We start from the raw sequence: 12,652 nt of genomic DNA, 5'->3' as shown, positions 1-12,652 counted from the left end.
CCGCCCCCGCGCGCTACCAGGTACACCAGCGCCAGTCCGGCGACCGTACCGAGGAGCAGCAGCGGGTTGTGCCGCAGCTGCGCGTACGCGCTGCGCGAGACCATGCGCCACAGATCGTGCAGCCGCGGGTAGGGGCGCACACTGTCCACCCGCTCCGCCAGGCCGAGCCAGACGCGGCCCCCCCTGCTCTTCACGGCCCGCGCGAGGGCCACGTCGTCGATGACGGCGTGCCGGATGGCGTCCGGGATCCGCGCCCGTTCCGCCGCGTCCGCGCGCAGCAGTACGCAGCCGCCCGCCGCGGCCGCCGTCCGGGCTCCCCTCCGGCCGATCCGGCGGAACGGATACAGCTGGGCGAAGAAGTAGACGAACGCGGGAACGACGAGCCGTTCCCACCGGCTCTCCACCCGCAGCATGGCCATCTGCGACACGACGTCGAAGTCCCCGGTGCGCGCCGCCGCCACCAGCTGACGCAGGCTGTCGGGAGCGTGGGCGATGTCCGCGTCCGTGAGCAGCAGGTATTCGGGGTCACGCGCGCGTGCCAGGGCGATGCCGTGACGTACGGCCCAGAGCTTGCCCGTCCAGCCGGCCGGCGGCTCCCCGGGAGAGTCCACGGTGAGCGGCAGCCCGCCGAGGCGCCCGGCCAGCTCGCGGGCCAGTTCGCCGGTGCCGTCCGAGCTGCCGTCGTCGACCAGGAAGACCTCCGCCCGCCCCGGATAGTCCTGCGCCAGCAGTGACGGCAGACTCGCCGGCAGCACGGAGGCCTCGTCGCGGGCCGGTACGACGACACAGACCGACGGCCAGTCCGAGGGATCCCGCCGTGGTGGCAGCCGGACGTCCGTGCGCCAGAAGAAGCCCTGGCAGAGCAGCAGCCACAGCCAGGCGGCGAGGGACAGGGCGGAGATCCACACGATCGCGCTCACCCGCGCAGTCTGCCCCACCCGGCCGGCCCCGCGGGGCGCATCGTCTATCGTGGCCGGGTGAAGATCGCGCTCATGGACTCCGGAATCGGCCTGCTGGCGGCCACCGCCGCGGTACGGCGCCTGCGGCCCGACGCGGATCTCGTCCTCTCCCTGGACCCCGACGGCATGCCGTGGGGTCCGCGTACCACGGAGGACCTCACCGGGCGTGCCCTCGGCGTGGCCGAGGCCGCCGCGGCGCATCGCCCCGACGCCCTCATCATCGGCTGCAACACGGCGACCGTGCACGCCCTGCCGATCCTGCGCGCCCGTCTGGAGCCCGGGATCCCCGTGATCGGCACGGTCCCGGCGATCAAACCGGCCGCGGCCGGCGGCGGCCCCTTCGCGATCTGGGCGACGCCCGCGACCACCGGAAGTCCCTACCAGCGCGGCCTCATCAAGGACTTCGCGGGCGGTGTCCCGGTCACCGAGGTGCCGTGCTGGGGGCTCGCCGAGGCCGTCGAGCACGCCGACGAGGCGGCCATCGACGCCGCCGTCGCGGCGGCCGCCGGGCTGACCCCGGACGATGTGACGACCGTCGTTCTGGGCTGCACCCATTACGAGCTGGTGGCGGAACGTATCCGCGCCGCCGTGCAGCGGCCCGGCGCGCCGCCGCTGGTCCTCCACGGCTCCGCCGCGGCGGTGGCCGCCCAGGCCTTGCGCCGGATCGGTGAACCTCCCGCCCCCGACGCCCCCGCCGAGGGCACCCTGACGGTGCTGCTCAGCGGCCGGCCGGGCGAGCTGCCCGGGCCCGCGCTGAACTACGCCGAGGGCAGGATCCTGCCGGCGGTCACCCTCGTCCGCTGACCCTGCAGGACGTGGCGGACAGGCGGCAGTCCCCCTTCGCGAGGCGCTACCCGCGCAGCGAAACCTGGGTAACCTCATGGATATGAGGGACCACCCCCATGACGAGGAGACCTCGCCGCCCGAGGTGTGGACCGGGCGCGCGACCAACCGGGTCCAGTGGCTGCTGGCGCTCGCCGGGGCGGCCTGCATGGCCCTCGGCATCGAACTGGCCGTGGACTCCGCCTGGACCTCGGGCACGCTCCCGCTGGTCATGTCCGTGGTCGGCTGCATCGCGGCCGGACTGCTGGTCCTGTTCGGCACCATCGCGTTCGTGCACGTCGACCTGAAGCTCGACAAGGAGTGTGTCGAGGTGCGCTGCGGCCACATGGGCGTGCCCCGCCGCAGGATCCCGCTCACCCAGGTCGTCGGCGCCGAGTTCGTCGCGCATGTGACCCCGTGCCAGTGGGGCGGCTGGGGCTACCGCTGGCGCCCCGAGAAGGGCACCGCCGTCGTCGTGCGCCGGGGCGAGGGCCTCGTCCTGAGCCTGTGGGACGGCCACACGTTCACCGTCACCGTGGACAACGCGGAGTCCGCGGTACGGGCCATCAAGGACCGTCTCCGGTCGATCGCGCCGGGGGCCGCGCGCTGAGGACACGTCGGGGGCCGGGCGCCGAGGCCGCGGCGGGGCGAGCGGGCGTACCGGCGCCTACGTGCGAGGCCCGGGGCGGCTGCTGACCGTCAGTGCGCGGACACCTCGTCGGCGAGCGGGCGGGCCGTCGCCAGCCCGGCCAGAACGCCGGCGCCCACCGACACCGTGGTGAAGCTCAGCGCGTCGCCGACCGAGGCGATCACGGCCAGGGCCGTCAGGGCGGCGCCCGCGGTCAGCGCCACCGGCGTGGAGCGGGGGCTGCGCCACAGGGCGTAGAGCACCCAGCAGAACGCCACCGCCAGGAGCAGTGCGCCGACCAGCCCCTGCTCGGCGGCCTGTTGCAGGAGCGCGGAGTGCGGCTTGCCGTCGGGCAGGGGCGATTGTGGCGCGGTGGCGCTCAGCTCGCCGAAGCGGCCGGGCCCGACCCCCAGACCGGTGTTCTCGCGGGTCAGGTGCAGTGCGTCCTGCCACAGATGGACGCGGCGCGGGGTGAGCCGGCCCTCCAGGGATGCCTTGAGACCGTCCGGCAGCACGCCGCCGGCGATCGCCCAGGTCATGCCCGTCACCAGGGCCGCCGCCAGAGCGAGGACCGTGACGGCCGGGCCGCGGCGGCGCATCCGGGCCGTGCCGAGCGAGCACAGCAGGACGGCGGCAGACAGGGCACAGCCGGTGGCCGAGCCCAGGGCGGCCGCGGACACCGTGATCCCGAGGGCCAGCAGGCGCAGGGTCAGCCGCAGAGCCGGTACGGGCGTGGACCAGGCGGCGCAGCAGGCGGCGCCGGCGGCGAGGGTCAGCAGCGCCGCGGTCGCGCCGGCCGGGCCCAGCGGGGTGGCGAACTGGGGGCCGGGGGCCAGATGCGGCATCGCCACCGCCAGCCCGAGCCCGGTCAGGGCCCCCGCGCAGGGCGCGGCGACCGGCAGCAGTGCCCCGCAGATCCGGCCCGCGGCGTATCCCGCGGCCACGGCGAGCACCGCGAGCAGCACGCCCTCGGGCCGCCCGCCATGGGCCGCGGCGGTGATCAGGGACCACGCGGCGAATGCCGCGAGCACGACCACGCCCGCCGCGTCAGAAACGTTTCGTCTGTCGGTCTCCGCATCCGCACCGACCGCGGACGCCATGCCCGTGCACCCCACCCCGTCGCCCCTCGTACCCGGTCCCCCGACCTCTGGCAGCAGCCCGGCCCGCACGGCCGCGACGGGCCGCGCGACACGGGCTCCGGCACACCGTAACGGCAGATGACCGTTTTGTGCACGAGTCGTGCGGCATGGACGCGGCTCGTGGGGTGCCGGGTGGCCTTGCCTGCCCGCTCCTGATCGCGCTGTCGGCATCAAGGTCACCCGCCGTACACTCCCCGAGTGACCGTCACCGCAACTCCCGTCGACCAGTCGGACCAGCTCCAGCCGCAGCCTGTGCCCACCGCGCGCGGCCTCCGGCTGCTCCGGCGCCTGGTCCCGGCCGCAGCCGCCGCGCTCTGCGGCGTGCTCCTGTACGTAAGCTTCCCGCCCCGCACCCTCTGGTGGCTCGCCCTGCCCGCCTTCGCCGGGTTCGCCTGGGTCCTGCGCGGCCGCGGCTGGAAGTCGGCCCTCGGCCTCGGCTACCTCTTCGGGCTCGGCTTCCTGCTGCCCCTGCTGGTGTGGACCGGTGTGGAGGTCGGGCCGGGGCCTTGGCTCGCGCTGGTCGCCATCGAGGCGGTCTTCGTCGCCCTGGTCGGTGTGGGCGTTGCCGCGGTGTCCAGGCTGCCCGCCTGGCCGGTGTGGGCGGCGGCCGTGTGGACAGCGGGCGAGGCGGCACGCGCGCGCGTGCCCTTCCGCGGCTTCCCCTGGGGCAAGATCGCGTTCGGGCAGGCGGACGGTGTCTTCCTGCCGCTCGCGGCGGTCGGCGGGACCCCGGTGCTCGGCTTCGCGGTCGTGCTGTGCGGCTTCGGTCTGTACGAGGCCGGTCGGCTGGTCGTCGAGGGGCGCCGTACCCGGGTCGTCCGGAAGGCTGCCGCGGCGACGGCGCTGCTGAGCGTGGCCGTCCCGGTGGCGGGAGCGGTGGCCGCCCGGGTGCTGGTCAGCGACACGGCGGAGAACGGCACCGCGACCGTCGCGGTCATCCAGGGCAACGTGCCGCGCGCCGGTCTGGAGTTCAGCGCCCAGCGCCGCGCGGTGCTCGACTACCACGCGCGTGAGACCCGGAAGCTCGCCGCCGACATCAAGGCGGGCAGGACCGCCAAGCCCGACTTCGTCCTGTGGCCGGAGAACTCCTCGGACATCGACCCCTTCAGCAACGCCGACGCGGCCCAGATCATCGACGACGCGGCCAAGGCCGTCGGCGCGCCCATCTCGGTGGGCGGTGTCGTCGAGCGCGACGGGAAGCTGCTCAACGAGCAGATCCTGTGGGACCCGGCCAAGGGGCCCACGCAGACGTACGACAAGCGGCAGATCCAGCCCTTCGGCGAGTACCTCCCGCTGCGGTCGCTCGTCGGGGCGATCAACAAGGACTGGACCGGCATGGTCCGCCAGGACTTCAGCCGGGGCACGAAGCCGGGCGTCTTCGACTTCGGCGGCGCCAAGGTCGGCCTGGTCACCTGCTACGAGGCCGCCTTCGACTGGGCCGTACGGTCCGAGGTCACGGACGGCGCCCAGATGATCTCCGTGCCGAGCAACAACGCGACCTTCGACCGCAGCGAGATGACCTACCAGCAGCTCGCGATGTCCCGCATCCGCGCCGTCGAGCACAGCCGGACCGTGACCGTGCCGGTCACCAGCGGCGTCAGCGCGGTCATCATGCCGGACGGGCGGATCACCCAGAAGACCGGCATGTTCGTGCCCGCCTACCTGGTCCAGAAGGTGCCGCTGCGCTCCTCCGAGACGCCCGCCACGAAGCTGGGAGTCCTGCCCGAGATCGCCCTGCTGCTGGTCGCCGCGGGCGGACTCGGCTGGGCGATCGGGTCCGGCCTGCGCGCTCGGCGCGCCGCGGACGCATAGCCCCGCACCGCACGGTCTCCGCCGCGGCCGTGGAACCGGCCGGTTAGGGTCGGTTCCATGGGTACTCCTGACTTCATCCGCACGATCCGGGCCTCCGCCGGACACCAGCTGCTGTGGCTCCCCGGGGTCAGCGCCGTCGTCTTCGACGACCGGGGCAGAGTCCTGCTCGGACAGCGGGCGGACAACCACAAGTGGGCGGTGCTCTCCGGCATCCCGGATCCCGGTGAGCAGCCCGCCGCCTGCGCCGTGCGCGAGGTGTACGAGGAGACCGCCGTACGGTGCGTGGCCGAGCGGATCGTCATGGTGAAGTCGGCGGAGCCGGTCACCTTCGGCAACGGCGACATCTGCCAGTTCATGGACATCACCTTCCGCTGCCGGGCGATCGGTGGCGAGGCGCGTGTCAATGACGACGAGTCCCTGCAGGTCGGATGGTTCGAGGTGGACGCCCTGCCGGAGATGGACGACCGCCACCTTCTGCGGATCAAGCAGGCGATGTCCGATGAACCCACGTGGTTCGAGCCTACGAGTTTCGAATGAAGTATGGGGTCTGACCATATGTGGCCAGGTAGCAGCGCTGCCTAGGGTCGGCCTATGACCTCGCACAGCGTTCTGCCCGCGCCGACCCCCACGCTCGACCTCGGCGGCCGCACCGCCCTCGTCACCGGAGCCGCCGGCGGCATCGGCCGTGCCTGCGCGCTGCGTCTCGCGGCCGCCGGGGCCAAGGTGAGAGCCGTCGACCGGGACGCGGTCGGCCTGGAGTCGCTGGCCGATCTCGCCGGAGGGCTGGCGGGCAGCGTCGAACCCCGGGTCCTGGACCTCACCGACCTGGACGCCGCCGAACTCGCCGCCGCCGGCACCGACGTCCTGGTCAACAACGCGGGACTGCAGCTGGTGCGTCCCCTCGAGGAGTTCCCGCCCGACGTCTTCCACACCGTGCTGACCGTGATGCTGGAGGCTCCGTTCCGCCTCATCCGCGGCGCCCTGCCGCACATGTACGGGCAGAGCTGGGGCCGCATCGTCAATGTGTCCTCCGTGCACGGTCTGCGGGCCTCGGCCTACAAGTCGGCCTATGTGGCGGCCAAACACGGTCTGGAAGGGCTGTCCAAGACCGCTGCCCTGGAGGGCGCGCCCCACGGTGTCACCTCGAACTGTGTGAACCCCGCCTATGTGCGCACCCCACTGGTCGAGAAGCAGATCGCGGACCAGGCACGGGCGCACGGCATCCCCGAGGAGCGCGTCCTGACCGAGGTGCTCCTGCAGGACAGCGCCGTCAAACGGCTCATCGAGCCGGAGGACGTCGCCGAGGCCGTGGCGTACCTGTGCAGCCCGCAGGCGTCCTTCGTCACCGGCACCTCACTGGTGCTCGACGGCGGCTGGACGGCGCACTGACCGGCCCGCCTCCGTCGGGCCGCGAGTTTTCCACAGGCACGACGGGACGGACGGACGATGCGGAATCCTGTGAGCATGTCCCGCGATCACTTGCAGTCCGCCGGGCGCCCCGCCACCGGTGCCGGGGCGCCGAACGGTGCCTCCGTCACCTCCGGCGGTGGCGCCGAGACGCCGTTCCTCGAACTCCTCGCCCGTGATGCCGCGGCGGAGGCGTACGAGCAGCCGGTGCTGCTCGCCCGCGCCGAGGGCAGACCGGCCGACCGGATCGCCGCACTGGAACAGGCCAAGCACCTCGCCCTGCGGGTCCGCTCGGAGCTGGAGGGACGACGCCGGCGTGAGGCGGAGCTGTCCGCTCTCTTCGAGACGGCGCACGACCTGGCGGGCCTCAGGGACGTGGACGCGGTCCTGCAGGCGATCGTGCAGCGCGCCCGCTCGCTGCTCGGCACGGACGTCGCCTACCTCAGCCTCAACGACCCCGCGCGGGGCGACACCTACATGCGGGTGACGGAGGGCTCGGTCGCCGCCCGCTTCCAGCAGCTCCGCCTGGGCATGGGGGAGGGCCTCGGCGGACTGGTCGCCCAGACGGCCCGGCCGTACGTCACCGACGACTACTTCAAGGACGCCCGCTTCCAGCACACCCTCGCCATCGACTCGGGCGTGCGGGACGAGGGCCTGGTCGCCATCCTCGGCGTGCCCCTGATGCTGGGGCCCAGCGTCATCGGCGTGCTGTTCGCGGCGGACCGGCGCGCCCGCGTCTTCGAACGGGAGCAGATCGCGCTGCTCGGCTCCTTCGCCGCGCTCGCGGCCGCCGCCATCGACACCGCGAACCTCCTCACCGAGACCCGCTCGGCCCTCGCCGGCCTCGAGCGCGCCAACGAGATCATCCGGGACCGAAGCGCGGTCATCGAGCGCGCCTCGGAGGTCCACGACCGGCTCGCCGAACTCGTGCTGCGCGGCGGCGGAGTCCATGACGTCGCCGCCGCCGTTTCCCAAGTCCTCGATGGAACGGTGCGGTTCACGGAGGCGGACGACGCGCCACAGGAGGCGCTGGAGGCCTCCCGGGCCGAAGGACACGCGGTGCGGCACCGGGACGACTGGATCGCCGCGGTGGCCGCGGGCGGCGACCTGCTCGGCGCTCTCGTACTGCGCGGCCACTCGGGCCTCGACCCCGTCGACCAGCGCACTTTTGAACGCGCGGCGATGGTCACCTCGCTGCTCCTGCTGGCCCGCCGCTCCGCCGCCGAGGCCGAGCAACGCGTGCGCGGGGAACTCCTCGACGACCTCCTCGACGCCCGCGACCGCGACCCCCGGCTGCTGGGCGACCGCGCGACCCGGCTGCTCGCCGACCTCGACGCCACCCATGTCGTCCTGGCCGCCCGGCTCGACGACCCGGCGGCGGACGCCGAACAGGAGGCGGCCGCCCGGCGCCGTCTGTGGGCAGCGGCGTCCCATCTCGCCGCGACCCGGCACGGCATGGCCGCCGCCCGCGACGGCGGCACCGTGCTGCTGTTGCCCCTCGGCCCCACCGACACCGCCACGGAGCTGGCCCGCCGCACCGCGCGCCACCTCGGCGCGGCCGTCCGCGAGCCGGTCACCGTGGGCGCCTCCGCCCCCGTCACCGACCTCCTCGCGCACTCCGACACGCTGCCCGCCGCCTACTCGGAGGGCCGCCGCTGCCTCGACGCGCTGCGTCTCCTCGGCCGCTCGGGAGACGGTGCCGCAGCCGAGGACTTCGGCTTCCTCGGCCTGCTCCTCGCGGGCGAGCGCGACGTGACCGGTTTCGTCGAGCGCACCATCGGCCCGGTGGCGAAGTACGACGAACGGCGCGGTACGGACCTGCTGCGCACCCTCGACGCCTACTTCGCCTGCGGCATGAGCCCGGCGCGCACCAAGGACGAACTGCACGTCCACGTCAACACGGTGGCTCAGCGGCTGGAGCGTGTCGCGCGCCTCCTCGGCGACGACTGGCAGGACCCGGCCCGTGCGCTGGAGATCCAGCTCGCGCTGCGTCTGCACAGGCTGGCGACGCCGGCACGGCACTGACCCCCGCACGGACGACCGTACGGGGGCCGGTGAAGCCAGGTGACGGATCACGCGGTGGGCGCTCCCGAGGCCCGGATCGCGGCGGTTTCCGTACTCGAGTCCTCCACGGCGCCGGCCGCGGCCCCGATGTCCGCGAGATCCCGCTGCCGGGTCTCCTTGGCGACCCCCACGGCGATCAGCGTGAGCACGGCCGCCGCGATCACGTACAGGGCGATCGGGGTCGAGCTGCCGTAGCCGTCGAGGAGCGCGGTGGCAATGAGCGGGGCGGGCGCGCCGGCCGCCACGGAGGCGAACTGGGCGCCGATGGAGGCACCGGAGTATCGCATCCGGGTCGCGAACATCTCGGAGAAGAAGGCGGCCTGGGGCGCGTACATCGCGCCGTGCAGCACCAGTCCCACGGTCACGGCGACCACCAGGGTGCCGAACCGGGCCGTGTCGACGAGCGAGAAGAACGGGAACATCCACAGGCCGATCCCGGCCGCGCCGAACAGATAGACGGGCCGGCGCCCGACCCGGTCCGACAGCGCGCCCCAGAGCGGAATGACCGCGAAGTGCACGGCGGAGGCGATGAGCACCGCGTTGAGCGCCGTCTGCTTGGAGACGCCCGCCGAGGAGGTGGCGTAGACGAGGATGAAGGCGGTGATGACGTAGTAGCTGATGTTCTCCGCCATGCGCGCACCCATCGCCACCAGGATGTCGCGCCAGTGATGCCGCAGCACGGAGACGAGCGGCAGTTTCTCCGCGTCCTCCACGCGCTCCGCCTTCCGGGCCTCGGCACGCTCCAACGCCTCGCGGAACACGGGCGATTCGTCCACGGACAGCCGGATCCACAGCCCGAGGGCGACCAGCACGCCGGAGAGCAGGAACGGGATGCGCCAGCCCCAGCTGCCGAAGGCGTCGTCCGACAGCACGGCGGTGAGCAGGGACAGCACACCGGTGGCCAGCAGCTGACCTGCGGGCGCCCCGGTCTGCGGCCACGAGGCCCAGAACCCGCGTCGCCGCGCGTCCCCGTGCTCGGACACCAGCAGCACGGCCCCGCCCCACTCGCCACCGAGCGCGAAGCCCTGGACGAGCCGGAGCGCCGTGAGCAGGACGGGAGCGGCGGCGCCGACGGACGCGTGTGTCGGCAGCAGTCCGATCGCGAAGGTCGCGCCGCCCATCAGCAACAGGCTCAGCACCAGCAGCTTCTTACGGCCGAGCCGGTCGCCGTAGTGCCCGAAGACCAGCGCGCCCAGGGGCCGCGCGGCGAATCCGACCGCGTACGTCAGGAACGACAGCAGCGTGCCGACGAGCGGGTCCGAGTCCGGGAAGAACAACTTGTTGAAGACCAGCGCGGCGGCCGAGCCGTAGAGGAAGAAGTCGTACCACTCGATGGTGGTGCCGATGAGGCTTGCGGCCACGATGCGCTTCAGGTTGGCGGGTGTCGGGGGAGCGGATGCTGCGGAGGCCATGTGCGCCACTTCCTCGTGTGCGGTGGGGACGGGTACGTGTCGGCACACCGTAAGAAGAGGCAGGTCAGGGGCACATGTGGCGGGACAACATAGTTCTGCGGTCGGCTATGCGCGCGGCCACCATGCCCACTGGCGAACTTCGTTCTTGACGCTCTGTCGGAATACGCGCCCTTCGCCCGGCCGTGGATGCCGGGACAGGACCAACAGGGTTCGAACGCAAAGGCGAAAGCCGCTATGATCTCCGCGGCAAGGCTGTAGCGCAGTGGTCGTCGCGCCCAAGCATCAAGCTGGAGGACGTCGGTTCGAATCCGGCCGGTCTTGCCGCCCTAGTCGTGGAGGAAAGTCGATTGGCGTCGGTTCGTCCTGGGCGGGCGGAGGGCGATGCCGCCCTCGGCGAGCCGGGCACCGGCGATGGACCGGTGGAGTGGTGATGACGCAGCCGACGCCCGTACGCTGCCCCGCGATCGAGCACCCCGACATCCCCATCGGCGATCCCGCCGCTCTGGAGCCGTTGCTCGCCCGACTGAGGTCCACGCGGCCGGTCGAGGCCGACGAGAGCTTCCCGCTCGGCACCGTGCGTGCGGACGGGCGGGTCGATCTGTGCAAGCAGGGCCTCGGAGCGGGCGGTGCCGCCCGGCTGATGCCCGTCGCCGCCGCCTCCGCGCACGCCACGCATGTCCTGCTCGGCACGAACGCCATCGGTGACGAGGGAGCCCGCACGGTCGCCGACGCGCTCGTCGACGGCCACGGCCTGCACACGCTCTACCTCGGCTGCAACCGTATCGGTCCCGAGGGCGCCGCGGCGCTCGCCGAGACGCTGACGACGGACGGCACCGTCCGCGCCCTGTGGCTCAAGCGCAATCCGGTGGGCGACGAAGGCACCCGCGCACTCGCCGCGATGCTTCGCCGCAACACCACGCTCCGCACGCTCGACCTGGTCAACACCGGTCTGACCACCGACGGCCTGCGGGCCCTGTTCGACGCCCTCACCAGCCGGCCGGGCCCGGTGGAACGCCTCTTCCTCGGTGGCAACGGCCTGACCGCCGACGCGGCCCCACTGCTCGCGGCGCTCATCCGGGAGGCGGGCGTACGCGAGCTGTACCTTCCCGCCAACCACCTCGGAGACACAGGCGCCGCGATCCTCGCCGCCGCCGCCGACCCCGCGCGGCCGGTGCGCCTCGGCCTGGGCGGCAACGGGATCGGCCCCGCCGGTGCCCGCGCCCTCGCCGGCTCCCTGGACGGCATCGAGGCACTCGACCTGGGCCGGCCGCCGTCGGAACGCAGCCTCGGCGCCCCCGCCAACACCACCGGAGACGAAGGCGCCCGTGCGCTGGCCGCCGCACTGCCGGGCAGCCCGCTGCGCCGGCTGGAGCTGTGCCACACCGGCCTGACCGGCCGGGGCGCGAAGACGCTGCTGGCGGCGGTGCCCGACAACTCGCCCCTGGAGTACGTCGGTCTGGGGCCCGGCCTGCCCCGGAAGGTGAAGCGGTCCTTCACCCGGCGTCTGCGACCCGTCGGCAGGGCGCATCCCGACCTGCGCGCGATAGGGAGTGTCTACCGTTGAGCTCTCATGGCGAACCCCGGTGTTTCCGTCCGGACGAGGCGTCGAGCCGGCGCCGGATCCGCCGGTACGCGGTGCCCGGCTGGATGATCGAGCGCGCGACCGAACGCCGCCTGGCCGGTGACTGGCGGGGTGCCTGCGCGGCGGCGAACGTCGACGTCACCTTCGACCTGGCCGACGTCACCGGCCACTGCGGGGACGACGTCGGCGCGGCCCTCGAGGACGACCTCCGCCACCTCGCCCCCGACCTGCTGCGCTGGCACCTGCCGCGCGTGCTCGGCGGACGGACCACGCTCGCCACGGACAAGACGGTCGTCCTCGCGCGCTACCGCCCGAAGACGGCGGACGAGGGCCGCCGGGCCACGCCGTATCTTCACATCACCACTCCTGCGATGATCGACGGACCGCAGCGTATCGCCCTGCGGTTCAGCACGGTCGAGGACGAGCGGGCGGCGGGCGTCTTCGGGCCGAGCACGGAGGACTGGCGCTCCGCGCGGCACCTGTGGGACGCACGGCACACCGCCGAGCTGCTCGAACGGTGCGGCGGCGGTGCGGACGGGCCGCCGTTCCTCCACGCGGACGCCACCCCGCGCGGCACCGGCGAACTGCCGACGGCCGAGCCCGGCGACGGCGACCCGGCGGCCCGGGCCGAGCGGGCCACGCTGCTGCACCAGAAGGGCGAGACACGGGCCGCGTTCGCCGCCGCCGGTATCGAGCTGGATCTGACACCCCCGCAGAAATCGGGCTGGTACCGCGCGGACCCGGAGCAGATCCTGGCCGCGATGGCGCTCAACCACACCCGCCTGGAGCCGGAAGTCCGCCGTCAGGTGGCCGAGGGCGTCGGAGAC

General features: G+C 73.4%; 10 protein-coding genes and 1 pseudogene. 8 read left to right on the top strand and 3 right to left on the bottom strand.

The features are described from left to right. Window positions 1–938: glycosyltransferase (locus tag ACFW2E_RS10930; protein ID WP_384464672.1), on the bottom strand; the 938-nt coding region annotated here is incomplete at its 3' end. Window positions 939–977: 39 nt separating this feature from the next. Here ACFW2E_RS10930 and ACFW2E_RS10925 point away from each other — a divergent pair. Next, window positions 978–1,763, top strand: a complete 786-nt coding sequence (locus tag ACFW2E_RS10925) for a glutamate racemase (RefSeq protein WP_384464669.1) — start codon at window positions 978–980, stop codon at window positions 1,761–1,763. An 82-nt stretch (window positions 1,764–1,845) separates the two neighbouring features. Then, complete coding sequence (locus ACFW2E_RS10920; protein ID WP_384464666.1) at window positions 1,846–2,391, top strand: hypothetical protein; 546 nt, start codon at window positions 1,846–1,848, stop codon at window positions 2,389–2,391. Between the two features lie 89 nt (window positions 2,392–2,480). Here ACFW2E_RS10920 and ACFW2E_RS10915 read toward each other — a convergent pair whose 3' ends face one another. Further along, window positions 2,481–3,509 carry an O-antigen ligase family protein gene (locus ACFW2E_RS10915; protein WP_384464663.1) on the bottom strand — a complete coding sequence of 343 codons (1,029 nt, stop codon included), beginning with the start codon at window positions 3,507–3,509 and terminating at the stop codon, window positions 2,481–2,483. 237 nt (window positions 3,510–3,746) lie between these two features. Between ACFW2E_RS10915 and lnt the strand changes: the two genes are divergently transcribed. The 4 genes from lnt (at window position 3,747) to ACFW2E_RS10895 (ending at window position 8,792) form a co-directional block, all read left to right on the top strand. Then, window positions 3,747–5,360: an apolipoprotein N-acyltransferase gene (gene lnt / locus ACFW2E_RS10910; protein WP_384464660.1), complete on the top strand. Its 1,614-nt coding sequence runs from the start codon at window positions 3,747–3,749 to the stop codon at window positions 5,358–5,360. 57 nt (window positions 5,361–5,417) lie between these two features. Then, on the top strand, window positions 5,418–5,897 hold the full coding sequence (locus tag ACFW2E_RS10905) for an NUDIX domain-containing protein (protein ID WP_384464657.1): 480 nt from the start codon (window positions 5,418–5,420) through the stop codon (window positions 5,895–5,897). A 54-nt stretch (window positions 5,898–5,951) separates the two neighbouring features. After that, entirely contained in the window at window positions 5,952–6,749 is a 798-nt protein-coding gene (locus tag ACFW2E_RS10900; RefSeq protein WP_384464654.1) for a 3-hydroxybutyrate dehydrogenase, read from the top strand. A 75-nt stretch (window positions 6,750–6,824) separates the two neighbouring features. Next, a complete protein-coding gene (locus ACFW2E_RS10895) occupies window positions 6,825–8,792 on the top strand; it encodes a helix-turn-helix domain-containing protein (RefSeq protein WP_384464651.1) in 1,968 nt (655 codons plus the stop codon). A gap of 47 nt (window positions 8,793–8,839) precedes the next feature. Here ACFW2E_RS10895 and ACFW2E_RS10890 read toward each other — a convergent pair whose 3' ends face one another. Continuing rightward, window positions 8,840–10,243, bottom strand: coding sequence for an MFS transporter (locus tag ACFW2E_RS10890; protein ID WP_384464648.1), 1,404 nt, complete (start codon window positions 10,241–10,243; stop codon window positions 8,840–8,842). A 430-nt stretch (window positions 10,244–10,673) separates the two neighbouring features. Between ACFW2E_RS10890 and ACFW2E_RS10885 the strand changes: the two genes are divergently transcribed. Continuing rightward, window positions 10,674–11,807, top strand: a complete 1,134-nt coding sequence (locus ACFW2E_RS10885; RefSeq protein ID WP_384464645.1) for a gala protein — start codon at window positions 10,674–10,676, stop codon at window positions 11,805–11,807. Beyond that, window positions 11,804–12,652, top strand: a pseudogene (locus ACFW2E_RS10880) (ankyrin repeat domain-containing protein); the annotation flags it as partial. The gene ACFW2E_RS10885 and the pseudogene ACFW2E_RS10880, both read left to right, overlap by 4 nt.

The organism is Streptomyces sp. NPDC058964 (assembly GCF_042741275.1).
In the GTDB taxonomy this organism is placed as follows: Bacteria; Actinomycetota; Actinomycetes; order Streptomycetales; family Streptomycetaceae; genus Streptomyces.
This window is presented reverse-complemented; position numbering and strand designations above follow the sequence as displayed.